The sequence below is a fragment of the Buchananella hordeovulneris genome, from assembly GCF_001907235.1.
Taxonomy (GTDB): Bacteria; Actinomycetota; Actinomycetes; order Actinomycetales; family Actinomycetaceae; genus Buchananella; species Buchananella hordeovulneris.
On sequence record NZ_MQVS01000005.1, the window covers coordinates 21,133 to 46,166 of the forward strand.

The 25,034-nt window shown below is 64.4% G+C and carries 25 protein-coding genes and 1 other RNA gene; 19 read left to right on the forward strand and 7 right to left on the reverse strand.

Annotation, left to right across the window (positions count from 1 at the left end):
• Positions 1 to 31: 31 nt before the first annotated feature.
• Positions 32 to 1,174, reverse strand: a complete 1,143-nt coding sequence (locus BSZ40_RS05700) for a phosphotransferase (protein WP_073824186.1) — start codon at positions 1,172 to 1,174, stop codon at positions 32 to 34.
• A 143-nt stretch (positions 1,175 to 1,317) separates the two neighbouring features.
• On the opposite strand from BSZ40_RS05700, the gene BSZ40_RS05705 reads away from it, so the two are divergent.
• On the forward strand, positions 1,318 to 2,004 hold the full coding sequence (locus BSZ40_RS05705; RefSeq protein ID WP_073824188.1) for a DUF6796 family protein: 687 nt from the start codon (positions 1,318 to 1,320) through the stop codon (positions 2,002 to 2,004).
• 100 nt (positions 2,005 to 2,104) lie between these two features.
• Positions 2,105 to 4,231, forward strand: coding sequence for a hypothetical protein (locus tag BSZ40_RS05710; protein ID WP_073824189.1), 2,127 nt, complete (start codon positions 2,105 to 2,107; stop codon positions 4,229 to 4,231).
• Positions 4,232 to 4,326: 95 nt separating this feature from the next.
• Here the strand turns inward: BSZ40_RS05710 and BSZ40_RS05715 are convergent, their stop codons facing one another.
• From BSZ40_RS05715 to BSZ40_RS05735, 5 genes are all read right to left on the reverse strand, one after another.
• Positions 4,327 to 4,941, reverse strand: a complete 615-nt coding sequence (locus BSZ40_RS05715; RefSeq protein ID WP_084542665.1) for a DUF4853 domain-containing protein — start codon at positions 4,939 to 4,941, stop codon at positions 4,327 to 4,329.
• Between the two features lie 37 nt (positions 4,942 to 4,978).
• Positions 4,979 to 5,386 carry an alpha/beta hydrolase gene (locus BSZ40_RS05720; protein WP_084542666.1) on the reverse strand — a complete coding sequence of 136 codons (408 nt, stop codon included), beginning with the start codon at positions 5,384 to 5,386 and terminating at the stop codon, positions 4,979 to 4,981.
• Positions 5,387 to 5,400: 14 nt separating this feature from the next.
• Positions 5,401 to 5,841, reverse strand: a complete 441-nt coding sequence (locus BSZ40_RS05725; RefSeq protein ID WP_222842751.1) for a DUF4853 domain-containing protein — start codon at positions 5,839 to 5,841, stop codon at positions 5,401 to 5,403.
• 412 nt (positions 5,842 to 6,253) lie between these two features.
• Positions 6,254 to 6,466 carry a hypothetical protein gene (locus tag BSZ40_RS05730; protein ID WP_158020872.1) on the reverse strand — a complete coding sequence of 71 codons (213 nt, stop codon included), beginning with the start codon at positions 6,464 to 6,466 and terminating at the stop codon, positions 6,254 to 6,256.
• Entirely contained in the window at positions 6,463 to 6,750 is a 288-nt protein-coding gene (locus BSZ40_RS05735) for a hypothetical protein (RefSeq protein ID WP_073824197.1), read from the reverse strand. The genes BSZ40_RS05730 and BSZ40_RS05735 overlap by 4 nt, the downstream gene beginning before the upstream one ends.
• Before the next feature lie 431 nt (positions 6,751 to 7,181).
• Here BSZ40_RS05735 and BSZ40_RS05740 point away from each other — a divergent pair, with 431 nt between their 5' ends.
• The 5 genes from BSZ40_RS05740 to BSZ40_RS05760 are packed head-to-tail and all read left to right on the forward strand — an operon-like array spanning position 7,182 to position 10,851.
• Positions 7,182 to 8,420, forward strand: coding sequence for a TadA family conjugal transfer-associated ATPase (locus tag BSZ40_RS05740; RefSeq protein WP_073824199.1), 1,239 nt, complete (start codon positions 7,182 to 7,184; stop codon positions 8,418 to 8,420).
• Positions 8,408 to 9,268, forward strand: a complete 861-nt coding sequence (locus BSZ40_RS05745; protein ID WP_073824200.1) for a type II secretion system F family protein — start codon at positions 8,408 to 8,410, stop codon at positions 9,266 to 9,268. The genes BSZ40_RS05740 and BSZ40_RS05745 overlap by 13 nt, the downstream gene beginning before the upstream one ends.
• Complete coding sequence (locus BSZ40_RS12365; RefSeq protein WP_073824202.1) at positions 9,265 to 10,188, forward strand: type II secretion system F family protein; 924 nt, start codon at positions 9,265 to 9,267, stop codon at positions 10,186 to 10,188. Before BSZ40_RS05745 ends, BSZ40_RS12365 begins: the two co-directional genes overlap by 4 nt.
• 34 nt (positions 10,189 to 10,222) lie before the next feature.
• Positions 10,223 to 10,417: a hypothetical protein gene (locus tag BSZ40_RS05755; RefSeq protein WP_073824204.1), complete on the forward strand. Its 195-nt coding sequence runs from the start codon at positions 10,223 to 10,225 to the stop codon at positions 10,415 to 10,417.
• The gene (locus tag BSZ40_RS05760; RefSeq protein ID WP_245793895.1) at positions 10,414 to 10,851 is read left to right on the forward strand and encodes a TadE/TadG family type IV pilus assembly protein; all 438 of its coding nucleotides are present in this window, start codon (positions 10,414 to 10,416) and stop codon (positions 10,849 to 10,851) included. The genes BSZ40_RS05755 and BSZ40_RS05760 overlap by 4 nt, the downstream gene beginning before the upstream one ends.
• Positions 10,852 to 10,996: 145 nt before the next feature.
• On the opposite strand, the gene BSZ40_RS05765 is transcribed toward BSZ40_RS05760, so the two are convergent.
• Complete coding sequence (locus BSZ40_RS05765; RefSeq protein ID WP_073824206.1) at positions 10,997 to 11,347, reverse strand: CBU_0592 family membrane protein; 351 nt, start codon at positions 11,345 to 11,347, stop codon at positions 10,997 to 10,999.
• A 72-nt stretch (positions 11,348 to 11,419) separates the two neighbouring features.
• On the opposite strand from BSZ40_RS05765, the gene BSZ40_RS05770 reads away from it, so the two are divergent.
• The 12 genes from BSZ40_RS05770 to BSZ40_RS05825 all read left to right on the forward strand — a co-directional run bounded on the left by BSZ40_RS05770 (position 11,420) and on the right by BSZ40_RS05825 (position 24,929).
• Positions 11,420 to 12,352 carry a LysR family transcriptional regulator gene (locus BSZ40_RS05770; protein ID WP_073824208.1) on the forward strand — a complete coding sequence of 311 codons (933 nt, stop codon included), beginning with the start codon at positions 11,420 to 11,422 and terminating at the stop codon, positions 12,350 to 12,352.
• A 16-nt stretch (positions 12,353 to 12,368) separates the two neighbouring features.
• On the forward strand, positions 12,369 to 13,604 hold the full coding sequence (locus BSZ40_RS05775; RefSeq protein WP_073824210.1) for a multidrug effflux MFS transporter: 1,236 nt from the start codon (positions 12,369 to 12,371) through the stop codon (positions 13,602 to 13,604).
• Positions 13,605 to 13,613: 9 nt separating this feature from the next.
• Complete coding sequence (gene prfB, locus BSZ40_RS05780) at positions 13,614 to 14,720, forward strand: peptide chain release factor 2 (RefSeq protein WP_073824211.1); 1,107 nt, start codon at positions 13,614 to 13,616, stop codon at positions 14,718 to 14,720.
• 97 nt (positions 14,721 to 14,817) lie between these two features.
• The gene (gene ftsE, locus BSZ40_RS05785; protein ID WP_073824212.1) at positions 14,818 to 15,507 is read left to right on the forward strand and encodes a cell division ATP-binding protein FtsE; all 690 of its coding nucleotides are present in this window, start codon (positions 14,818 to 14,820) and stop codon (positions 15,505 to 15,507) included.
• A gap of 9 nt (positions 15,508 to 15,516) precedes the next feature.
• Complete coding sequence (ftsX, locus tag BSZ40_RS05790; RefSeq protein ID WP_073824213.1) at positions 15,517 to 16,431, forward strand: permease-like cell division protein FtsX; 915 nt, start codon at positions 15,517 to 15,519, stop codon at positions 16,429 to 16,431.
• 16 nt (positions 16,432 to 16,447) lie between these two features.
• A complete protein-coding gene (locus BSZ40_RS05795; protein WP_073824214.1) occupies positions 16,448 to 17,794 on the forward strand; it encodes a M23 family metallopeptidase in 1,347 nt (448 codons plus the stop codon).
• A gap of 31 nt (positions 17,795 to 17,825) precedes the next feature.
• The gene (smpB, locus tag BSZ40_RS05800; RefSeq protein ID WP_073824215.1) at positions 17,826 to 18,335 is read left to right on the forward strand and encodes an SsrA-binding protein SmpB; all 510 of its coding nucleotides are present in this window, start codon (positions 17,826 to 17,828) and stop codon (positions 18,333 to 18,335) included.
• Positions 18,336 to 18,539: 204 nt separating this feature from the next.
• The gene (locus BSZ40_RS05805; protein WP_073824217.1) at positions 18,540 to 20,273 is read left to right on the forward strand and encodes a DUF2207 family protein; all 1,734 of its coding nucleotides are present in this window, start codon (positions 18,540 to 18,542) and stop codon (positions 20,271 to 20,273) included.
• A 69-nt stretch (positions 20,274 to 20,342) separates the two neighbouring features.
• Positions 20,343 to 20,712: a transfer-messenger RNA gene (gene ssrA, locus BSZ40_RS05810) on the forward strand.
• Positions 20,713 to 20,973: 261 nt separating this feature from the next.
• A complete protein-coding gene (locus BSZ40_RS05815; RefSeq protein ID WP_073824218.1) occupies positions 20,974 to 22,251 on the forward strand; it encodes an ATP-binding protein in 1,278 nt (425 codons plus the stop codon).
• Between the two features lie 808 nt (positions 22,252 to 23,059).
• A complete protein-coding gene (locus BSZ40_RS05820) occupies positions 23,060 to 23,641 on the forward strand; it encodes an SLATT domain-containing protein (RefSeq protein ID WP_073824410.1) in 582 nt (193 codons plus the stop codon).
• Positions 23,628 to 24,929: a nucleotide-binding domain-containing protein gene (locus BSZ40_RS05825; protein WP_073824220.1), complete on the forward strand. Its 1,302-nt coding sequence runs from the start codon at positions 23,628 to 23,630 to the stop codon at positions 24,927 to 24,929. The genes BSZ40_RS05820 and BSZ40_RS05825 overlap by 14 nt, the downstream gene beginning before the upstream one ends.
• Positions 24,930 to 25,034: the final 105 nt, after the last annotated feature.

Here is a 25,034-nt window from a genome sequence, read left to right on the forward strand (position 1 = left end):
AGACGGCAGCCGGGGGCGCCCGGCACCGGGGCTAGGAGGCGGGTAGGTCTCCGAGTCGCTGGGTGTCGGGAACGCTGTCTGTCGCTTTCGTATCCAGGATGCCGACGACCTCCGCCTGAGCCTGGACCCGCCGCCGCGCGTAGGCCGCAGTGTCGAACTTGGCGGTCGCGTCGTCGTCCGGGGGCGCTTCGCCTGCGGGGAGGGCAGCGGCATCCTCCGGGTGGGCCTGCAACTCGGCCAGGCTCAACTGGGTGGTGTGAGCCTCCGAGACCAGGAACGGGGCGGCGAGCTCTCCCAGCAGGCCTTCGGCGTCGGCAATCACCTCAGCCGAACCGGTACGGAGGCCGTGGAGCAGCCAACGCACCAACTCCAGCTCGGCGTACAGCAGCGCCCGCTCGGTCAGGTGTGAGTCCATCGGCCCGCTGAGCCGCTCCCCGTAAGCGGTAAAGAAGATGTTTTGCGTGACCTCATCGGCCTCGCCCACATACCAGGCCAGGTCCGTGGCCGGATCCCCGATGTGCATTTTCGTCAGGTCGTCCAGGGCCGTGATCGACTCCTCTTCCACCCGCACCTCGCTGGGGGACAGGTTGCCGTGCACCAGCGTGGGGTTGAACTTCCACAACGCTACGTTGTCGAACTGGCTGGTCCAGCGGTCTTGCAGCACCTGCGGGACCTTGCCGCTGGCCACCGCCTCCTGCAGCTCGGCCCGGTGGGCCTGACGCACCTGCTGCGGGGAGCGGGTAGGCAACTGGGCGTCAGCCAGGTGAGTCGGGTTGATGTTGTGCAGCGCCGCCAGGGTCTCGCCCAGGGACCGGTTGAGGAGGTCGGAGACCTCCAGGTGGGAGCTCTCCAACGGCACGCCCGGCACGGTGCCGTAGATGACGGTCAGGGAGTCGGCGTCGGCCGACGACGCCAACGGCCGGGCCACCTTGAACGGCAGGTAACGCGGCCCCAGGTCGCACAGGGCCACGGCCGCGCGGGCTGCCCGCAGCAACTCGGCAGCGGTGGTGGGTTGATGGGCGTGCACGACGCGCACAATCCGACCATTTTCCCCGCGCACGTACACCTCTTGGTAGCCGTCCTCCGTCGGGATGGCCAGATAGTCGGTCGCGGCAAAGCTGGGCAGCAACCCCACGGCGAGGGCGGCCAGTTTCGGGGCGGTCGGGTTGTGCATGCCTCCACCGTAAACGGGTTGCCTGGCCGAACGGCGAAAGCGGTGCGGCGTGCCTGTGCTTCCCTTCCGTTGCGGTCGACCGGGGTGCCCGCCCCAGTGGTAACTTAGGTTTACCTAAGTTATTGCGGGTGGGAGGGGAAAAGATGGTGCAACTCAGCGCCGGGGCGCTGATGCTCGCCGCCCTGTGCTGGATAGTGGGCGATGCCCTGATCGTCGGCTTCGATAAGCCAGACAAGCGGAAACACGCCGCATTCATTGCACACATGGGTGATGACATGTACGCCTTCTACCTGCACGTCAACGATCGCCGTCTGCGTGCCGGGGCGTTGGTGGCAAACTTCTCCGCCTGGTTGCTGCTCGCGGGCCTGTACAGCCAATGGCAGCTGACGTCTCACAGTCTGACCGGGCGCATCGGTGTCGTCTTGTTGGGGATCGGCTTCAGTCTTTATCCGCTGGCCCACGCTGCGTTCTACCCGCTGGCCTTGGCCTCCGAGCGGGCCTACGCCGCCTGGCAGACCGGGCGTGATGCCGCCGCCACCGCGCAGCACGCCCGCCGACTGCGCGCCTTCCTGTTGACCGCCTGGTTGCCCGCTGCCGCCTTCGCCTTCGGAGGGTGGTTGCTGATCGGGATTGCGGTGGCGACTGGGCAGACTTCCTTCCCGCCATGGGCGGCGGCTATGACGCCGCTGGTGCAACTGGTGCTGTGGATCTTCCTCCCGCGGGTGCCCTATCCGGGCCGTCCGCTGCTGCACGGCGCTTGCCTCAACATCGTCGTCTTTGTGTGGGCGAGTGCGTTCCTGTTCCTGGCTGCCCGCTACCCGGTGAGCTAACGCTGCCGCACAAAACTGCGGGTACGGGCAGGCCACGGCGTTGGCGCACGTTGCGTAGGGTGGGGCAGCGAGCGTCCAAGCAAGGGGGAAAGGAAATATCGTGCAACAGGGCTGGCGGCAACTGGTGGCTGCGACTCCGTGGGAGAGCCTGGAGCATGCTTATGGCAGCGCCGAGGATCTGCCACCGCTGCTGACAGCCATGTTGACCACTCCTGGGGACGCGGTGGGGGATCTGTGGGCGGCGGCCCTGCACCAGGGCACTATCTACAGCGCGACCGCGCCGGTCGTGGAGGCGCTGGCCCGCCAGTTGCGCGAGGAGCAACCGACGGTCACTTCCCCGTGGTGGTGGTTCCTGCACCGCACCGCCGATTCTGCCCTCGGCGGGTACACCGACGACGAGGAGGCTCTGCAGGCCACGCGCGCGGCCCTGGCCGCGGCCGGGCGGCTCTTGGCCCCCGGTATGGCGGCCGGGACCGAGCAGGTAACAACCATCATGTTTGTCAGCCGCGTGTGCTCACCCACGCCCGCCGAGGTGGCGGCCTGGCGGGCGCTGGCACAGCGCCGCCCTGCCGACGAGCTCGCTTGCGCGGCTGCCGCCGCCCTGACCCGCCATGGTCAATACTCGCCGACCAAGCAGCTGCCCCTTGACCTGACCGCCGCCCTGGCCCGCTTCGAGGTGGGCGACTGCCGGGACGCCGATGCCGAGCTGGTCGCGGCCAACTTCGCCGCCGCTGAGCGCATTCTGCCGCTCTTCCTCGCCGACGACGAGCATCTGACCAGCAGTCTGGCGGGCTGCAACCCGCAAGCGGCCCTGGCCGTGCTGTCCCGGCTGCCGCAACCAGACTACGACCAACTCTCCGAGCTGCTTGGCCTCGCCGAGACCCACCCGCTGCAAGCGGCGCGGGCTTGCACCGTGGTAGCGCAACACGCCGCACGGTTGGAGCCCGCGCAGGCGATCGAGCTGCTGACGCGCCTGCCGCGCACCGCCCAGCTATGTGACAGGCTGGTGGAGCTGGCGGGGCAAACCTCGGAAGTCCGTGTCGACCGATTGGGAGTTAGTCACCCGGTGGCCGACGTCGCCTACGTGCTGGCGGAACAGGGCGACGCCCGCTGGGAGGAGCTGCTGGTGCAGGCACTGGTGACCAGCCCCGTCGGCAGCGCGCTGTCCATCCACCACTCCGGCACCGGTGGACAGGCACTGCCGGGCGCCTTCGCCGACCTGGGGGTGCAGCCGGGGCCCGCCCTGGTGACGGCGGTGCGGCAAGTTCTGCGGCAGGAGGTGGCGGCCGGGCGTCCAGAGGACAACACCAGCCGCGCCTACGCACTGTTGAGTCTGCTGCGTTGGATTGCCCAGTGGCCGCCTGTCTTCGGTCGCCAGCTTCGCGGCGAGCTCGCGGCCCTGGCCGATTTCGCGCCCGCGGATGTGGCAGAGCTACTGGCCGCCTGGGGCGAGCCGGAAGCGGTGGACCAACTACGGATGCAGGCCGAGCAAAGGCCCGCCCTGTGGCTCAGCGTGGCGCGGGCCAGCCAACAGTTGGCCGACTGGCGGCAGGCCGTCGCGCACGTCGAGATGGCGTGGGAAGGCAAATTGCTGGCTGAGTTCCCTGACGGCCAGGACCCAGTCTTCCTCGCTTGGTGTCGCCAGTACCTGGGCGACGAAGTGGCAGCTAGTCACCCGGGGCGCGCCGACCAAGTGCAGGCCTTGCGTCGCCTGGTAGAGGGAGGCGTCCTCGAACAGGTCGTGGCCTGGCGGCGCCTGCGGGAGTTGCTGGGAGTCGCGCAGGGCTGCATGGAGGAGGCCTGCGAACTAGCCTGTCATTGGTTGGCCGCCGGGCAGTTGACCACCGCCCACCGCCAGGAACTGGTCGACGCGGTGGCCGACGTCGCCACCCACGGTCGCCTCGGCTGGGACGACCAGATTGACGCAGCCTCCCGCCTGCATGCCGCCCGTACCTGGTTGGAACTGACGGGACACTGGCCGGGGGAACCGGAACTGGCCGGTCAGATTATCGTGGCGGCCCTGCCGTACGTGTGGCTGCGGGAGGCCGCTCTGGAGTTCGCTCGCCGTCTGCCTGCCGGGCCCGCTCGTACCCACACGCGGGCCGCCCTGCAGACGGCCGTGGACCGCCCTGAGCCGTACTACGGTCGCGGCACCCACGCCCTACCCGCCGACGCCGCGGCCCGCGCCGCCATTGCCACCACGGCACAGGCCCTGGCCGCGGGCTAGTAGCGTGCAGTGGCCGCGCCTGTGGTTGGCGGACCCGGAGGAGTGTTGCAGCGCGGTCAGGTGCGGATCGCCGATGCTGATAGCAAACTATCTCCTCAGTTCAGCGGAGTCTCGCTGGGGGAGGGGGACTCACTAGGGTCCGGTGTGGGTGGTTGGCGGGCGATTAGTTTTTGTTCCCAGGAGGTACGGACGTGCTCGGGTTTGCCCTCGCCGTGGTAAGGGCGGCAACCGGAAACGTAGTCCACGACTAAGCTTCCATCCGGAAACAATACAGTAGTCACATAGCCGCCGTCCCGGCGATTAAACCACGTATAGGTGGTGTTTACTTCATCGGCGCGACGATAAGTGTGGTCGAACCCAAGCGGCTTTACTAGCTGTCCATAGAGCTCTAGAAGCGTATTTTCAGCAATTGCTTTCCCAAAGGCCATTGGTCCCCTTATTTGGTAGCCAAAAACGGGGTAGCCACACGATTTCAGTTCTGACTCACCGCCTCTGGACAGGTATAGATTAGCGCCAGCAGAGTCCAGCGCCCTCATAAACTTTACGACACCCGGCTCAACATCGGATATGAACTCCTCTAGTGGCTGGCGTTCCTCCACTGGCAGGGAGCCATCCCCGTATCGAGGGTCGTTATTCTTTGGCCCGTTCACTGCACAACCTCCTATCATAGTTGCCGCAACTATAACAAGTGAAATAATTACCCGGCGCATGATGCCTCTCCATCCACACAGTCGCACATTTCGTATGCTATTTTGCTCCAGCCACCACTTTCCCGAAACCTTCAAGTGTGCCGGAGCCTGGTTCGAGATAGACAGAGTGTCGCGCAAATGGATTAGTCATAAACTCCCACCAGTCACGCTCGTCAGGCGCTTCGTTAGACAAATGTGTCACCCCTGCCATCCTCATCGGGTTGACCCCAAAGTCATAATTGGTGCCAAGGCCTTGTACCGCATCGCCCCACCATCCCACCCCGGAAACCCAGGCATGACCGTCAGAGACGTTAAAGTCTCGGTCATCTCGCACCCCCGCTCCGGGCGAGCCGAACAACAACACGTCGTCAATCACGCCGGGCCGCACCCGATCCGCCGCCATCCCCGTGGTAGTCGAACCATACGAATGCCCCAATGCGGTCAGGTGCGGAGCACCGATGCTGATAGCAAACTATCTCCTCAGTTCAGCGGACTATCGCTGGGGGAGGGGGATTTACTGGGGTCCGGCTTGGGTGGTTGGCGGGCGATTAGTTCCTCCTCCCAGGCGGTGCGTATATGTTCGGGCTTGCCCTCGCCGTGGTAAGGGCGGCAGCCAGACACATACTGTGCGAGCAATCTTCTGTCTGGATACAGTATGACATTGACATATCCGCCATCTCGAAGATTAAACCAGCGGTAGTCAATATTGACTTCATCTTCCTTGCGATACATATAGTCAAACCCAAGAGGCTTAACATGCCTCTCGGCCAGTCGCACAATATTCTCTTCGGGGATGGCGTGACCAAATACCGTCGGGCCACGCAGCTGATATCCATGCACGGGGTATCCACATGACTCCAGGCTTGATTCATTACTTTCCGGCAGCCACAGGTCGGCCCCCTCACTATCCACAGCTTGCATAAATACAACTGCTCGCGACTCAACAGTCCCCACAAACTCTTCCAGCGACTGACGCTCCTGCCACCGGCAGGGAGCCATCTCCGTACCGTGGATCATTATTCTTAGGCCCGTTCACCCCACAACCTCCCAGCACAGTTACAGCAGCCAAAACAAGAGACGCGATTGCCCGATACACAACGTTCCCCCATCCACTAATTCACACAACCCAAACTACTTGATTCCCGCCACCACTTTCCCAAAATCCGCCAGAGTGACGGAGCCTGGTTCGAGGTAGACGGAGTGTCGCGCAAATGGATGAGTCATAAACTCCCACCAGTCACGCTCGTCAGGCGCTTCGTTAGACAGGTGTGTTACCCCTGCCATCCTCATCGGGTTAACCCCAAAGTTCTCACCGCCAAGACCTTGTACGGCATCACCCCACCAGCCCATAGCCCCGCTCGGCCATCGACCCCAAACGGCCCCGCAATGCATCAGCTGTCAACCCCCGCGACTGCAAGCGCTGCCGCTGCTCATCAAACACGTCACTAGCGTCAATAGCGGCCTGCCGCGCCGCAATCAACTTGTCAATCACCTCCTCCAGCGCATCACGATTCCACAACCGCAAATCCCCCCACGAAACCATCACGCCATCCCCGCCTTGGCTCCGGCCAGCAGACTCAGGCCGCCCTGCGTCAATTGCTCCAACTCTTCCTCTGACCGCGCAAAGGACTCAATCGTGTCTTGCACCCCTTGCCGTGTCTGCCCACACGTCTTAGCTAGCTCATCTCGTTCGGTCAGCAGCTTGCTCACCGCTCCCGCAAACGCCGCGGCCCCCGCTGAGGACGGCAACGCCCCCACCACCTGGTTCTCGCACCCAGTCAAACTAATTTGCCCCAACGAATCATTAGCTTGACCTAGCTCCCCGTCCACCTCCTCTTAGTCTCCATCCACCACCGTCAGCTCAGCCACACTGCTCACCCTCCCCAAACACGAAGGAACAAACCGGCCCCACCTTAACCGCTTTCCCCCATCCACCACCCCGCTCTCACGCCCCCAATCCGCCCCTAAACAACTAACCAAACCAAGCCCCACCCCGCCCCATCAACCACGCAGCCCGCCGAGACCGCACCCCCACCACGAACCGCACCACCAGCGGTGCCGTCGTGCAAGTACAGGCCGCCACGGTTGCGCCGGTGGACGTGGCGGGCTAGCTCCCCAACTCGCTGCTGGACGCCGCCCGCATCGGTTGCGCCGGTGGACGTGGCGGACTATCCCCACAGAAATGGTTATCCACAGCTCCTGCGCGAGCGGCCGGAACTGACTAGCGTCAGTCCTGGCAGAACCCTGAAAGGAAACGGCCAGTGGATACCTCCGAGTTGTTCGCTGTCGAGGTGCGTAAGCAGGTGCAAAACCGGGGCATCGACCCGATGCGGCAACTGGGTGCGCTCAACGACATCATCGACGAGACCCTGGCAGCTCACGCCCGCCGGGTTGACGCGGGCCACGCCCAACCACTGCGTGACGCCCCGGAACTACGGCGTAGCCTTCTGGATGAGCTAGCGGGTCTCGGCCCCCTCCAGCGCTTCTTGGAAGACCCGGAGATCGAGGAGATCTGGATCAACGGCCCCGAAAAGGTATTTATCGCCCGGCACGGCCGTTCCGAGCTGACCAACGTGCTGCTGACCGACCGCGACATCCACGACCTCGTGGAGCGAATGCTGCGGGCCTCTGGTCGTCGCCTGGACCTCTCCAGCCCCTTCGTCGATGCCACCTTGGTGGGCGGAGAGCGTTTACATGTTGTCATCCCGCCCATCACGGGGCAGCACTGGAGCGTCAACATCCGCAAGTTCGTGGCCGCCGCCCGCCGCACCTCCGACCTCGTCTCCTATGGCGCCCTTACGGCGAACGCCGCTCGCTTCCTCGACGCTTGTGTGGTCGCCGGGCTCAACATCCTCGTCTCCGGTGCCACCCAGGCGGGCAAAACCACCCTCGTGCGGGCCTTAGCGGGGGCCATCCCCGCGGCCTGTCGCGTCATCACCGTCGAGGAAGTCTTTGAATTGAACCTCACCAACCGCGACGTCGTGGCGCTGCAATCCCGGCAGGCCAACTTGGAAGGCCAGGGGGAGATCGGGTTGCGTCGCCTGGTGAAGGAAGCATTACGGATGCGGCCCGACCGCCTCATCATCGGCGAGGTGCGGCAAGCCGAAGCCTTCGATATGCTCATCGGCTTGAATGCCGGGGTACCCGGTGCCTGCACCATTCACGCCAACTCGGCCCGTGAGGCGTTGACCAAAATCTGTACCCTGCCGCTGTTGGCCGGGGAGAACGTCTCACCCGGCTTCGTCGTGCCGACCGTTGCCAGCTGCCTCGACATCGTCGTGCACCTAGGCATGGACCCCAACGGCAGGCGCCGCGTCCGCGAGATCGTTGGGGTGACCGGGCGCGCCGAGAACGGAGTGGTGGAAACGACCGACATCTTCACCGCCGACCCCCTCACTGGGCAACTGCGGCGCGGCGTCGGCTTCCCGCCCGGCGAGGAGCGTTTCCGCCGCGTCGGCATTGACCTGGCGGGACTCTTGGGGGGCCGATGGGGGCAATAATCGGACTGCTCTTCGGCAGCGGCCTAGTGTTGTTGTACTGGTGGTGGCAGGTGCCGCACCGGCCGCGCAGCGCCCGTTTGGCCCGCGGGCACCAACGAGTCACGGACCTACTGACCCAGGCGGGCCTCGGCGACATGCGGCCCGCCACCGCACTCGCGGTCTGTTTGGGCAGCGGACTGGTGGCGTTGGTGGTGTTGTGGGTGGCCACCGGTGCCCTGCCCGTCGGGGTGTGCTTCGGGCTGCTGGTCGGTCTGGCGCCCGCGCTGCTGGTCACCTCCCGGGCGCGGGCGCGCCGGGAGACCCTGCGGGCCCTGTGGCCCGACGTCATTGATGACCTGCTCTCAGCGGTCCGGGCGGGCACGGCTTTGCCGGACACCCTGGTGTCCCTCGCCCACAAGGGGCCGCCAGAGCTGCGGGAGGCGTTTGCAGCCTATGCGGCGCACTATCGGGCAGCTGGGCGGTTCGACGACGCGCTCAATACCCTGAAGGCCGAGTTGGCCGACCCGGTTGCCGACCGCATAGTGGAAGCTTTGCGGCTAGCCCGCGGCGTGGGTGGCACAGAGCTGGGGGTATTGCTGCGCTCCTTGTCGACCATGTTGCGCGCCGACCTACATGCGCGGGGCGAACTGCAGGCCCGCCAGTCGTGGACTATCAACGGTGCTCGCTTGGCGGCAGCAGCTCCCTGGATAGTGCTGCTCATCTTGGCCACGCGAGGCGAGGCGATGGCGGTCTATCGCACCAGCGCGGGAGCGATGGTGCTGCTGGTGGGGGCGGTAGCCACGGTCGTCGCCTACTGGCTGATGCTGCGGGTGGGGCGCCTGCCGGAGGAAAGGCGGATGCTGCGATGAGCTGGCTGGAGTGGTCGTGGGCAGGGGCGAGCGTCGGCGCGATATTTGCGGCGGGCGTGGCCCTGCTGTGGTGGTTGGCGCATGCCCGCGTGCCCCGCCTGGAGGATCGGGTCAGGCCATACGTGGCAGTCTGCCCGCCCCTCGCCGCCGAGACGCGGTGGCGCCGCAGCTGGCAAACACTGGCGGGACCGGTAGCGGTGCGGGGCGCGCGGGTGCTGGAGATGCTTGGTTCAACCCGGGCCAGTGTGGCCCGGCGCCTGGGTATCCTCGCCAGCCCGGTGAGCGTTGAGCAATTCCGTCTGGCTCAGGTGGCGTGGAGTGGAGGCGGGTTGGCCTTGGGGGCGTTTTGCGCGGTGCTGTTGGCCGCCCGGCGCCCCGTGGCGCTAGTGCCGGTGCTTATCGGGGTGTTGCTGCTGGGGTTGGCCGGGGCGCTGGTGCGGGACAAGTTGCTCACCCGCGCGGCCGTGCGCCGCCAGGCCGAGCTACTGACGGAACTGCCCGACCTGGCCGAGCTGCTGGCCTTGGCGGTGGGGGCGGGGGAGTCCCTACCCGGCGCATTGGAGCGGGTGGGCCGAATAGGCACCGGGCCGCTGGCAGGCGAACTGTGCGGCGTCGTCGCCCGCGTGCGGGCAGGCGAGCCGCTGACCCGCACCCTCAACCGGCTCGCCGACCGTGTTGACGTGGCGGCCCTGACGCGGTGCGTCAGCGCCATGACTACCGCGGTGGAACGCGGCACCCCGCTCGCGGCGGTGCTGCGCGCCCAGGCTCTAGATGCGCGGCAGGCCGCCCGGCAGGCGCTGTTGGAAAGCGGCGGGAAGCGGGAGATCGCGATGATGCTGCCGGTGGTGTTTCTGCTTTTGCCAATAACGGTGCTGTTTGCGCTCTACCCGGGGTTGCAGGCGATCGAATCTGGTTGGTGACACTGCAAGTTTTTGCCTAGCAAAGGAGAAAGCAATGTTGACGACACTGGGTCTGTGGGCGCGGGCCAAAGGGAAAGGCTTGGCCGAGGAGCGGGGAGATGTGCCCGGCTGGGTGCTGATCACCCTGATGACGGCGGGGCTGGTCACTGTGTTGTGGGCGGTGGCAGGTGACAGCTTGACTGCCCTGTTCGAGCGGGCAATCAACGGGGTGTCAGGGCCCGGCAATTGAGCCGACTGGCCGACTCCCGGGCCGCGGCAGCGCGGAGCGGGGAGCAGGGCTCGGCCCCCGTCTCGTTCGCGCTGGTGGCGCTGCTGGTGGTGGTTGCCGTGTTGGGGGCGTTGCAACTGGCCTTCGCCCTGCATGTGCGAAACCTGACCGTCAGTGCCGCGGGGGAGGGGGCGCGCGCGGCGGCCCTGGCCGGGGCGGACGACGCTGCGGCCCTGGCTCGTGTCCATGCCGAGTTAGATGCGGCGTTGGCTGCGGGCGTGCCCCGGCAGGTGACGCTGCGGCGGGAGAGCCTGGGGTCGGCATTGCCGGGGGCAGGGCAGGCCACCCAACAGGTGGTGGTGACCATTACGACGGTCCTGCCCGTGGTCGGCCCGTGGGGGCCCGCACGGGGATTGACCGTCTCGGGGCGGGCGCTGGTGGAACCCGCCAATTGAGCGGCGCGGCCTGCCGCCTCTGGCGCTGCGGCCGCACCGCCTCGCCTTTGCTGTGACTGGGGTGCGCCCTAGTTGGTCATGGGGGAGGCGTATCCGGTGTCTATGGCGCCTATGGGGCGCTGGTGACCAGTTAGGGCGGGGAAGGTTAGGCCACCCGGCTTGCTCGTCCCAGGCGCGCCAGGCGGAGGCCACGCGCCAAGTGGGAGTGGAGGCGGGGGCAGCGTTGGCCGAGGCGACCGGAGATGTAGGCCCGCTTCGTGGTGAGGACCAGGTGGATGCCGATGAGCATGAAGACGGTGTTGGCGACGAAGGAGGGCCAGGCACCCGAGATCGTGCAGGCGGCGGCCAGCATCAGCGCGCCCGAGATGTTCAGGGCGTGGTAGCGCAGCGAGTCAGGGGCAATGCGTTTGGAGGAGACAAGGAAGTATGCCCCCATGGTCAGGGCCGCGCCGACCCAACCCAGCCAGCTGATGATTACCGTGAAGATCCCGCTCATGGCGTCCATGATTCGGGGAGAAATGCTAAAGCGCAAATGAATCTAGCTCAGCATGTGGTTTAGCATAACTGCATGAACATCGATCCGCGGCGCCTGGCGGTGCTGCTGGCAGTCCAACGGGCCGGGGGCGTCGTGGCGGCCGCCGACCAGCTCAGCATCACGCCATCGGCGGTATCGCAACAAATCTCCCGGCTAGAAAAAGAGGTCGGGCACCCCGTCATCGAGCGCACCCCGGCCGGCGCAGTACTCACCGCGGCGGGGACGATGCTGGCCCAGGTGGGCGAGCGGATCGAGCACGAACTTGAGCAAGCTCACGTCGAACTGCTGCGCCAACAGGGACAGATCGTCGGCACCTTGACCATCGGGGCCTTCCAAACAGTGATTCGCTCCCTGCTGCTGCCGCTCGTCACCGACCTCACCCGGTCCCAGTCCGGCATCCACCTGGCGGTGCGGGAGGTATGGGAAGAAGAGGGCAGGCGGGAGCTGCGGCGCGGTGTGCTGGACATGCTCATCCTGGAACGCGACGTCTATGCGCCCGCCCCCGTGCCCGCGGGGGCCAACGATTTGCCGCTCATCGACGAGCCTTGGTACGTGGTCTCACCCCGCTCAGTGCCCGTCCCGCAGGGCTTGTCCGACCTGGCCGGGCACACCTGGCTGACAGCGGCCTCCGGGACCGCCGCCGCCCGGGCGCTGCAGCGCCTGATAACGAGCCTGGACCTGCACACCAATCTCACCCACCGGTTCGTGGACTACGACGTCGCCCTGGCCATGGTTGAAGCAGGCCTCGGCTCGGTCATCCTGCCCGCCCTAGCTCTCCAAGGGCAGGTCTTGACTAACGCGGTGGCCACCCACCTGCCGGGCCTGGGGGTGCGGCGCCTCGTGATGCGCCACCGCACGACCACCAGCGGAGCGATGCCCCTGATGGCCGCGGTGCACCAGCTGCTGCGGGAGCGGGCGGCGGCGTTGGACTTCAGCTCGCCCAGCGTGCATGTTGCCGGGAGTTGACCGCACAATAGAGGCCATGCCCCAACCCCACAGCTCAGCTACTCCGTCTGCCGCCCCGCGTGGCCCTGGCTGGAAGTTCGTTGCCTTCGTCGGCTTCCTGGCAGCCCTGGGAGCGGTGACCACCGACATGTATCTGCCCTCGCTGCCGCAGGTGGCCAGCGACCTGCAGACATCCAAGGCCCTGGCACAGGCCACCATCACCGGGGTGTTGCTGGGCGGGGCAGTAGGGCAATTGGTGATGGGGGCGCTGTCCGACCGTTTCGGGCGCCGCCGCCCCGCCATGGTGGGAATTGCGATCCACGTGGCGGCCTCCGTGGCTGCGGCCTTTGCCCCCAATATCGCCACGCTGCTGACCTTGCGGGTCATCCAAGGGTTCGGCAATGCCTCGGCCACGGTGTGTGCCCTGGCAGTGGTGCGGGACAGATTCACCGGCGCCACCGCGTCGGCCATCCTCTCCCGACTGCTGCTGGTGATCGGTTTGGCGCCGTTGCTGGCCCCGAGCGTCGGGGGGCTGATCGCCCACTGGTGGTCCTGGCGGGCGGTCTTCTTCGTCTTGGCCGCCTTTGGGGCGCTCTTGATCCTGGCCGTCTTGATGCTGCTGCCGGAGACGTTGCCGCCGGAGCGGCGGTCGGCGGCAGGGCTGGGCGCGGCCCTGCGGGGCTATGGCACGTTGCTGCGCGATTGGCGTTTCCTGGCCCTGGCACTCCTGCCGGGCCTGCAGCTGGCGGCCCTCATCGCCTACGTCTCTGGCTCGCCTTTTGTGCTGCAAGAACAGTTCGGGCTGAGCGACAAACAGTTCGCCGCCTTCTTCGCATTCATGGGTTTGGGGCTGATCGGCGGAGCGCAGGTCAACGCCGCCCTGGTAAAGCGGGCCCGTCCGTCGAAGCTGCTGCGAGTCGGGCTGCTGACGACCCTGGCGCTGGCCGTGGCGCTGGTGGTGGTAACCACGTGCGACGTGGGCGGAGTGTGGCTGCTGGGGGCCAACCTGTGGTTCCTACTCGGCGCCTCGGCCTTCATCGGCCCTAACGCGACCACCATGGCTTTGGCCGACCACGGAGCCCGGGCCGGGCGGGGAGCGGCCGTCATTGGCTCCCTGCAGGCGGGCATCGCGGGCCTGGTGGCGCCGCTGGTGGGAGTGATCGGAGCCGACGCGCAGGCGATGGCCATCGTCATGTGTGGGGCGATTGGGGCCGCCACGATTGTGGCGTACATCGGGGCCCGGCCGTACAAAGCTGCCGCTCACCTGCCGTAGGGTGGAGACGTGGCCATCGATTTTCCCGTGCAGATAGCGTCCCTGCGTAAGACCCTCGCCTCCATCTCCGCCGTCAGCGACCCTGAGGCGCTGCGGGCCACCATCGCAGATTTGTCTCTGCAGGCTGCTGCCCCCGACCTATGGGACGACGCCGAGGCCGCCCAAGCCATCACCTCGCGTCTGTCGCATGCTCAGTCGGAGCTGGAGCGGCTGGAGAACCTGGAGAGCCAAATCGACGACATTGAGGCTTTGGTCGAACTGGCACAGGAAGAGAACGACGACGACCTGCTGACCGAGGCCGGGGCGAACCTGGCTGAGGTTCGCAAAGCCCTAGACGAGCTTGAGGTGCGCACCTTGCTGTCGGGGGAGTACGACGAGCGCAATGCCGTCGTCACTATCCGAGCCGGGGTCGGCGGAATCGACGCGGCCGACTTCGTGGAGATGCTGCTGCGCATGTACCGCCGGTGGGCGGAGCGGCACGACTATCCCGTCAAGGTGCTGGACACCTCCTACGCCGAGGAAGCCGGGCTGAAGTCCGTCACTTTCGAGGTCACCGCCCCCTATGCCTACGGCACGCTCTCGGTCGAGGGCGGCACGCACCGCTTGGTGCGCATCAGCCCGTTCGACAACCAGGGCCGCCGCCAGACGTCGTTCGCGGCCGTGGAGGTTATCCCCCTGATCGAATCCACCGACCACATCGATATTCCGGAATCGGAACTCAAGATCGATGTGTTCCGCTCCTCCGGGCCGGGTGGGCAATCTGTTAACACCACTGACTCGGCCGTTCGTATGACGCACCTGCCCACCGGCATCGTGGTGTCCATGCAGGACGAAAAGTCCCAGCTGCAAAACCGGGCCGCCGCCCTGCGGGTGCTGCAATCGCGGCTGCTGCTGCTACGCAAGGCAGAAGAGGACGCCAAGAAGAAAGAGCTGGCGGGAGACATTAAAGCCTCCTGGGGTGACCAGATGCGCACCTACGTGCTCCACCCCTACCAGATGGTTAAAGACCTCCGCACCGAGCACGAAGTTGGCAACACCAACAGCGTTTTTGACGGCGACATCGATGGTTTCATCGAGGCCGGGATCCGCTGGCGGCGTTCGCAAAGCGACGAATAATATCCCCGGCGCGTGCGTGTCGGAGGGAACCGGTACTAACGCGCCTGCTTACAGTGGCTAACACCCACCCGGCAACAACGTAAGGACAGTCCGGCCCATGATTCGTTTTGAGGACGTCTCCAAGGTCTACAAGCGGGGCGCTCGCCCGGCCCTCAGCGACGTGTCCATCGACATTGAGCGCGGTGATTTCGTGTTCCTGGTGGGGGTGTCCGGCTCGGGCAAGTCCACGTTCTTACGGCTGGTGCTGCGCGAAGAGTTGCCGAGCGCGGGCCGGGTGTTCGTGCAGGGCAAGGACGTGACCAAGCTGTCCACCTGGCGGGTGCCGCACCTGCGGCGGAAGGTCGGCACCGTCTTCCAAGACTTCAAGCTGCTGCCCAAAAAGACTGTCTTCGGTAACGTCGCCATCGCCCTGCAGGTCCTTGGCACCCCGCGGCACCAGATCCTCCAGGCCGTGCCAGACATTCTGGAGACCGTCGGGCTGGAAGGGAAGGAAGGCCGCTACCCGCACGAGCTCAGTGGTGGGGAGGCACAGCGGGTGGCCATCGCGCGCGCCATCGTCAACCGGCCGGACGTGTTGTTGGCCGACGAACCCACCGGCAACCTCGACCCCGAGACCTCGCTGGGCATCATGGGGTTGCTCGACAAGATCAACCGCACCGGCACCACCGTGGTGATGGCCACCCACGCGGCCGAAATCGTCAACCAGTACCGCAAGCGGGTCATCGAGCTAGTCGACGGCCGGGTCGTGCGCGATCAGGCCCGCGGCGTCTTCGGCGCGAGCGTGTAGGACAACAAAATGCGACTTCAAGTTCTGTTCTCCCAAGTCTTCCAGGGGCTCTACCGCAACAGCATCACCGCGATCGGCGTCATGTTGGTGACGGCGGTGTCTTTCGTCTTCCTCGGCTCCGCCTTGCTGATGGACCGGCAAACCGAATACATGCGGGAATCTTGGTACGACAAGGTCGAGGTCACCGTCTACATGTGTGCCGCCGGCGACACCGCCGACACCTGCACGGCCGGTGAGGCCACGCAGGAGCAGATCGACGCGATTGGCGAGTACCTGAAGTCCGACGCCATGAAGCCCTACGTCGCTGACGTCATCTTCGAAGACAAGGAAAGGGCTTACGCCAACTACCAGCGCATGTTCTCCGGCACGGGCCTGGGGCAGTTCGCCGACAAGGAACTGCTGCCGGTGTCCTACCGCATCTCCCTGGTCGATCCACGTGAATACCAGGTGGTGGCGGAGGAGCTGACCGGCCGGGACGGCGTCTACCAGGTGCGCGACCAGCGGGCCGTCGTCGACCCCCTGTTACGTGTCCTCAACACTGCCTCCACCCTGTCGCTGAGCATGGCCGGGCTCATGTTCTTGGCCACCGTGCTCCTCATCATGACGACCATTCGGTTGTCGGCCATCAACCGGGAAAAAGAAGTCGAGATCATGCGCCTGGTGGGGGCCTCCCGGCTCTTCATCCAGTTGCCCTTCGTCCTGGAGGTGGCCGTCTCCGCGCTGCTTGGTGCCGCCTTGGCTGCCACGGCCCTGGTGGTCACCGTCAAGTTCTTCGTTGCCAGCTGGCTCGGTGGGGCCTTTTCCACCATGCGTTTCGTTGACGTCGGTGACGCCCTGCAGGTCACCCCCGTCCTCTTCGTCTTGGCACTCGTGCTGGCGATCGTCGGATCCGTCTTCTCCGTCAAGCGTGCCGCTCGCGTCTAACGGCTAGGAAACCGCCATGAACCCGAAAACTGCTTCCCCCCGTACCCGCCGCCTACTCGCGGCCTTCGTCGTCCTCCTGCTGGCCCTCGGCGGGGTGCTCTTCACCCATTTCCCGGCCCTGGCGGACGAAAAAGACGACCTAGAGAACCAACAGACCCAGGCCGAGGGCCAGCGGGAGAAGCTGCGGGCCTCCCTCAACGGGATCGACAAGAGCATTGCTGACACGTACGTGCAGCTGGAGGGCCTGCGGGCCCAGCTGCCGGGCCTGCGGGAGGAGCACGCGGCGGCCGTGGAAAAGGCTGCCGCTGCCGAGCGGACCCACACGCAGATCACCGACCGGCTAGCGGTGGCGGAACAGCAGCGCGACGACCTAGACGCCGCCATTGAGGTGTCTGAGGAAAAAATCGAGACTGAGCGCTCGGTGTTGGCTGACTTGGCGCGGCGCGCCTACCGGGGCGAGCTCTCGACCACCTCCCTGGAGATTGCGCTGACCTCCTCCTCCCCGCAGGACTTCGCGCAGCGGGCCGCGGCCGCCGATGTCGCCACCCGGACCCGCACCCGCTCTATCGAGAGCTTGGAGAACGAAACGGCGCTGAACAAGAACCGGGCTAGCCGCCGCGAGTTGGTCGTCGGGCAGATCTCCGACCTGCAGGCCGAGGCGGAAGTCGCCTTGGCGGAGGCCCGCACCGCCGAGGAGGCGGCAAGTCAGGCGCTGACCAAGGTGGAGCAGGCGGAGGCGACGGCCGCCTCCCTGTCCGATCAGCTGACTAAGGACCGCAATTCGGTGGAGAAGCAGTTGGCGGACCTGGAGAAGTCCTACAACGATCGGGCGGAGCGCATCAAGAAGATCGACGCGGAAAACCGGGCCCGGCAGCAGGCAGCCGCGGAGGCTGAGCGGGCAGCCCAGCCCGCAGCCCCCGCAGCCCCGGCGGCCCCGCCCGCCAACGGCGGTTCTGGCGGGGGCGGCATGTTCCGCTTCCCGGTGGACGGCAATCCCGAGGTCACCAGCCCCTACGGTTGGCGCATCCACCCGATCCTGGGTGTGCCGAAGTTCCACGAGGGCGTAGACCTGGGGGTGGCCTGCGGGCAGCCGCAGTACGCGATCGCCGATGGTGAGGTCACCGAGGCCTACTTTGACGCGGGTGGCGGCAACCTGGTGTACATAAACCACGGCCTGATCGACGGCAACAGCTACATGTCGGGCTACCTGCACCTGGAGTACTCCACGGTGGGGGTGGGGCAGTACGTGCGGCGCGGCGACGTCATCGGCTACACCGGCACGACCGGACGTTCTTCCGGCTGCCACGTCCACTTCGAGATCTGGCAAAACGGCGCCACCACTGACCCGATGAGCTGGTACTAGCTACACTAGGCGGTCGATTAAAGGAGAAAACATGTCGACCGGCAAGAAACCGACGGCGGCCGAGCGCGCCAAGGCGGCGGCGGACGCTAAGAAGGTGATCGCCCGCCACAAGAAAGCCTTCCACGAGTACCACATTGAGGACCGGTACGAGGCGGGCCTAGTGTTGCGGGGCACCGAAGTGAAGGCCCTGCGTGCGGGGCGCGCCTCCCTGATTGATGGCTGGGTGGAGATCGATCGGGGGGAGGCCTGGCTGCAGGGTGCCCACATCTCCGAGTACGCGCAAGGTACGTGGACCAACCACGCCCCGCGCCGCAAACGCAAGTTGCTGCTGCACAAGGACGAGATTCGCAAGCTCGCGCAGGCGGTGCGGGCCAAGGGATACACGATCGTGCCCTTAGAGCTGTACTTCATCGGGGGACGGGCCAAGGTGGAGATCGCGTTGGCCCGCGGGAAGCAAGACTGGGATAAGCGCCAGTCGCTGCGCGAGGCCCAGGACGAGCGCGAGGCCCGCCGGGCGATGGCGCAGTTCCGCAAACGCTAGGCGAGTCCTTTACCGCGCGGACATTACGGGGTGCGTGGGCTCCAGTTCCGCAAACGCTAGGGCACCCGCTGGTCTCCCGCAGGTGACCGTGGCGCGGGGAGCAACGGGCGGCGGCGGATTGGTTGGCGTCGTCCTGCTCTCGGAGGAGCGGAGTCCGTCCTGGGGGACGAGATGGCGGAACAGCGGGCTTGGAACAATAGCGCTATGCGCAAGATTTTGAGCCTGCTTTTCGTCCTCGTCTTTGGGGGCACGCTCGTCGGCACGGCAGCGGCGGCCCACGCCGACGTCGGTGACGTGACGTGGGCGAACAACGAGATTGAGGCGACGCTGCAGCCCGACGGTTCGTTGGCGGTCGTGTGGGATTTCGACCTAGTGCCTGGGCCCGACGGCGCGCGCGGGCCGGTGCTGGTGTTGGTGCAGACCCGCCCGGTGGCAGGGAGCGACGGCGAACGGGCAGTGGTGGAGGTGGAGGATTTCACCGTAACCTCGCCCGACAGCGTATCGACCGAGGTTGACCGGGAGAGTCGCAACTGGCGCGCCCAGTACCGCATCGGGGACCCCGATGTCATCAACTACGGAACGAACCACTACCAGATTCGCTACACCTTGCGCGGCCTGCCCTACCAAAGCCAGGACGGTGCCAACCTGGAATGGAACGTGATCGAGCCGGGTGGCTTCGCGGGCGGGCTAGATGGGGTGCGGGTGCGTCTGCAACTGCCGACCTCCCCTCTTGCAGCCAGCTGTGCAGTGGGGACAGCCGACCAGGCGGGACAACCCTGCCCGGTGGAGGACACCGTCGTGGAGCTGGCAGATGAACGATTGGAAGCCGACGAGGGCATCACGATCGGGGTGCGGCTACCTGCCGGTATGGTCGCCACCCCGGTTATCACCACCTTCCGCAACACCTTTGTTGACCTGGTTCTTAAACCTGAGCCGGTGCCGTTGGCGCTGACCGGCGGCCTACTCGTGGCGGGCGGCAGCCTCTTTGGGGCCTTGCGGCGGCGTTTCCGGCGAAGCCTGGTGGACAACACGGTGCCAAACCTGGGCAACAAGGTGGCCATGCTAGGCACCCAACCGCCCGCCGTCACGCGCCCGCCTGCCTTCCCTGCCTACCTGGCGACGCTCGCGGTTAAGGGCAAGGTCGGGGTGGAGGACCGTGCCGCCGTCCTCGTGGCCTTGGCCCAACTGGGGTACGTGCGCCTCGAATCGGTGCAGCGCAGCGGCGGAGCAACCATGGTGGTACACGTGGCAGACGGTATGAGCCACCCGCCGACCGATCCGGTGCTGGCGAGAGCCTGGCAGTACCTGCAAGAACACGGCGAGCTGGACTTTGGGCGCGACCTGCAAAGCGCAGGCAAGTTTGGCCGGACGGTGGACGGGGCGGTGCGGGCTGCCGCCACCAGCCACGCATGGTTCGTTCCGGGGGTGGCGCGGCGGGCTTGGTTGCTGGCAGGCGGTGGCCTGCTCCTGGTAGCCGGAGGTTTCGCGCTCGGTGCGTTCGGGTTCCTGACCTACACGCTGGGAATGCTGCCCGGCTTGGCCTTGGCGGTGGTGGGGATGCTGCTGATCGGGGCAGTGTCCTACGCCGCCCGCCGTACCCCCGCCGGGGCGACCGCCTACGCCCAGGCCCAGGGCTTCCAGCGCTACCTCGACGAGGTGGACCTGGACCAATTGCGCCCCTTCCTGACAGACGATTCGCCGTTCTGGCCCTGGCTAGCGACCCGGCCTCGCTCCGCCGTGGCCCAGGCCTTCGACGCCAAACAAGAGAACGACTTTTTCCCGCAGTGGTGGTTCTGGCGGGGAGCGATGCCCGCCGGCTTCATGTTTGCCCATGTCGCCAACGCCGCCAGCGCTGCTGGGGCCACGTCGTCGTTCAGCAGTGGCGGCTCGGTGTCGGTTGGCTCCGGCGGGGGCGGCGCGAGCGGTGGCGGTTGGTAAGCGGGGCTCGACAGGGGCGGGTGGGGCAGCGTATGCTGTCCCTCCGGCCCACGGCCGGGAAACTACATAGGGGATGATCGGTTTCGACGACGGTTGTCGTTTCAGGGGAAGCGGGTCGAGGATGCATGGTCATCTCGTTAACGCTCCGTGTAAACAAATAGGTGCCGATAACACTCGCACCGACTTCGCCCTCGCCGCCTGAGCGAGTTGCCAAGTCCGTCAGCCCGGGGGTGCTTTCGACCCGGATCCTGGCGTCGTCTAGAGAGCCACTGCTGCCAGTCCACGTTGCCGGGATTGGCGGGACTTTTAGGTGACTGAGCCCGTCGGCGTCCTTGTTCGCGTGAGACGCCGGGGCCGAGAAAAGCGCTAGCGAACTGCACCCGGAGAAGTCCTGGGCGCGCACCGTCGGACCGGGGTTCGATTCCCCGCATCTCCACTAACAACGCGGTCGGGCGGGGAGCATTCGTGCTCCCCGCCCGGCTGTGTTGTGTCCCTGGCGCCGACAGATTGGTCTGCGGGCGTGATGACTATGGGCGAGGGGAGCTCGCGATCGGCCTGTTCCGCCGACCTGTCTGTCCTTGTCGAGACGGCGGAACGGAGTTCGCGGAACGGCAACTTAACTGTCGTAGAACGGCAACTCAGGTCTCGTAGAACGGCAACTTGACTGTCGTAGAACGGCAGATTGCACTAGCATGCCTGTATGGAAAACGGCTTGATCAAGCGGAATCTGCTTCCTGTGGCGCAGGAAATGATCGAGCATGCGCCCGTCGTGGTCATCAGTGGTGCGAGGCAGGTTGGAAAGAGCACCCTGATGCAGATGCTGCTCGGGCAGCTCCAACACAGACTGGTAAATCTGGACGGCGCGGTTGCGCGCGAGTCCGCGATCTTCGACCCGGAGGGCTTTGCTGACCAGTTCCCGGAAGGCGTGCTTGCCATCGACGAGGTTCAACGGGTGCCGGACCTGCTCCTGTCGATCAAGCTGTCCGTAGACCGCAAGCGCAGGGCGGGGCGGTTCCTCCTCACGGGGTCGGCCAATCTGCTCACCGCCAGCGGAAGTCAGGAAAGCCTGGCTGGGCGGGCACAGACGATTCGGCTGTACGGCTTGAGTCAGGGTGAGCTTCGGGGGCGCGTGGAAGACTTCGCCGCGTTCGCTTGGGCATTGCCAACTCTGACTCCCTCGGTCCCCACAGAAGTCTTGTCCCGTGCCGAATACCTCAAGTTGGCAACGGCGAGCTGCTATCCCGAGTTACAGGGCATGCAGCCGCGAGCCCAACGGCGCTGGATCGACTCCTATCTAGAGCGGGTGCTGTCCAAGGATGTCGGCGACGTCAGCGGAATTCGTCTCCGTGACAGGCTGCGACCGTTGATGAGCTTGATTGCTGCCGAGAACACCTCGGAGTTCGTCAATCAGAGGTATGGCCAGGCGCTGGACCTGCCTGCGCGCAGCGTCCCGTCTTACATGCAGGCGCTGGAAGACGTGTTCCTGATTCACCGGATTCCCGCCTGGGGGCACAATCTCTCCAAGCGGGCGGTGGCCAAGCCGAAGATTTGTGTGGCAGACCCGGGCGTTGCTGCCCATCTGGCGGGTGTGAATCTGCGCGGCCTCGAGCACGACATCTCAAGCTCACTCACCGGAGGCTTTATCGAGGCGTTCGTTGTCGGGGAGCTGTTTAAACAGCAGGGCTGGTCGGAAGTGGACTTCACGGTGCATCACTGGCGAGACAGCGGCAACGGAGATCATGAGGTTGATATCGTGCTTGAGAATCGAGCGCGGGAGATCGTTGGCGTCGAAGTGAAGGCGCAAACCACCCTTGGGGCCAAGCACTTCAAGGGCCTGCAGCGCCTGCGGGACCTTGCTGACAAGCGCTTCGTCGCCGGGATTGTGCTGTACACCGGCAGCGAGGTGATGCCTTTTGGGGACCGTTTGTGGGCGATGCCTATCAACTCCCTGTGGGAAGCAAATTACCTCCCGCAATAGGCCGCGCCTGCCAGGCGCGAACACCTGCAGCGAAATGGTTGTAGATGCGCCGCAAATGGCCAGTCGGCGACGCAATCTCCTGCCAGGAACGATGGTACACGCGGGCAGGAAAAGCCAATACGCCACCTGGGTCTTTGTGTGCCGTCTTTGCCAAGCAGGCCTGGTCGGATCCATACGGTGCGTGGATTCTTCGCAAGATAACGCAGCAATGGAGCGTTTCTGGCCCTCCATGCGGCACGGGGTTACAGGTCGGCGCCTATCGGACAATTCCTAGCATTCACGATCTGCGAGTGGATAAAAGGCTGGCGCGACCCTACCCGCCGTCATTATGACTTCGCTACGATTTCACCCCATCAATTCGAGCCTCTCACACCGCCACCCAATCTGCGGTATGATTCATGCCAGCGTTAACTGTGCGCAGAGCCGGGGCAAGTCTCCTTTCGGATCATACCAGCGTCCCAAAACTTGGCGGCCAATGCCCGGCTTGTGAGCCAGCTGCGTGACCGGAAAGCTATCTCAATCGCCAATCGTGCGGTCTAGTCTCGATACTCCGCTGTGGGCGTTCGGCGCTTCCTGTATTGATTCTGATCTGCCGCTATGTGACGTTCAATGGGCATCGACCACCATTTCGGGCGTCCGCAAAACCAGGGCAGGCTCAAGTGAGCGTGTTTGGAGGTGGTAGAGATTTCAGTTTCAGCATGTTAGGCTATAATAGCGATGCACACCCCTGAGGTGTTTGGGGGCATCCTTGAATTTATTGTCTAGTTCAGGAGTTAATTTGAAATATCAGTGTTCAGTTGCGTCCGATATGGACCTGTATCTGCTTGCGCAGGTTCGTGAAGCTTTTGGTCGCGTGGCTTATAGTCACAAGACTCACGAAAAGCAGGCAGACATGTGTTTCGCAAAGCATCGATGGCAGCAGGGCTTGCTGATCGCGCTCAGTGCGATCAGCTCCGGCACTTTTCTTGCAGCGGTCGTCGGCCTATTAGGAAATCCTGCGCTGACCACTCTGGCGACATCTTTCGTTGCTCTTCTGGTAAGCTGGATAAGTCTTGGCGCTAAGACGTTTAAGTTTGAGGAGGAGTCAAATGCTCACCGCAGCATCGCTTCACGGATATGGGATGTTAGAGAATCCTATATTTCTCTCATTGCCGATCTGATGTCTGGCAGTGTATCCAGTGTTGAAGGTAGAAAGCGTCGCGATGAGCTTCAACAGGTCGTGCTAGATTGCTATGCTAACGCCCCAAGGACTAGTCCAGGAGCATTCAAGCGGGCGCAGGATGGTCTGAAGCGCAACGAGGAGATGACCTTCACTTCCCGCGAGATAGATAAACTTTTGCCAGAAACGCTCCGCCTCGAGCAAGTAGGGGGCGAGAATGGAAACATCTGAGATTTTCGATGCTCTGCTAGAGAGCCTTAAACTAGGAAAGAAGGCTTCGAAGATTACCTCGCGGCGGGACGAGATCGTCAAGGTGCTAAACAAGGACTTCCGGTCCAAAGACGACTGCACCGACTTCAAACTTATGGTCGGATCGTTCGGTCGTCGCACAGCGATCAAGGGCGTGTCTGATCTCGATATGATCTACGTCCTCCCGGCTGGGATCCGCGATGACTATGCCGGTGAGTCGGGGCCCCGCAGGATGCTCAATAGGGTCCGCGACGATCTTAAGGCAAGATACCCGAACACGGATATCTGCGTCGACCAATGTGTCGTTCGGGTACAGTTCGTATCAGATGCCTTCAAGTTCGAGGTTCAGCCTGCCTTTGAGAACAGTGACGGCAGTTTCAGCTACCCGGACACAAAGTTCGGGGGATGGAAGCTTACGAAGCCTCGTGAGGAAATTGAGGCGACCAAAGAGTTAAACGATCGAACCTCGAAGAACATGAGATGTCTTGCTCGGATGGTAAGAGCATGGAAAAACGCCAGCGGTGTAAGTATGGGCGGTCTGCTCATAGACACGCTGGTTAGCAATTTTTTCGAGCGTGATTCAGAGTATGATCGGATAGGTACTGAATCGTATGGCAGGATGATGTGCGACTTTTTTGAATTTCTCAAAGATGAGCCCGAGAAAGATTACTATCTCGCGCTTGGTAGTCGACAGCGTGTCTATGTTAAGAAGAAGTTCCAATCGAAAGCTGCGAAGGCATACATTCGCTGTGTCGAGGCAATTGCTCTCGAAGGGAAACCCGATGCGAACAAAAAGTGGCGCGAGGTGTTCGGTCCCTCGGTCCCGCTCGCGACGAGTCCCAGGGAGTCGTTTGGATCCTTCAGAGATACCGAGGAGTTCATTGAGGACTATTTTGCGGTCGAGATTACGGAGTCGGTGTCGATTGACTGCAAGGTTACGCAGGACGGATTTCGGCCGACATGGCTTCGAATGATGCTCAAGGAAGGCGTGCCACTCCTAGCTGACAAGAGTCTGCGTTTTTTGATTACAGACTGCTCAGTGGAGAAGCCCTATAAACTGAAGTGGAAGGTGCTTAACGTGGGCCCGGAGGCTGAGAAGCGTGACATGGTGCGAGGTCAAATCATCAGTTCAATCAGTCAAAGGGAGCATATTGAGCGCTCTCATTTCAAGGGCGAGCACTTCGTTGAATGCTTCGTTGTGAAGGATGGTGTGGTGGTAGCCCGAGACCGAATTGAGGTTCCGATCAGCAACACTTTGTTGGAGCGATGACGGTGCTGTGATGGTTGCTTGTAGGGCCTTCGGTGTTATTGGGCTGGAGATATAGGCGTTTCCATGGCTTTCTGCTCCGGTTAGCGATGCTGATTTGAAGGGCAT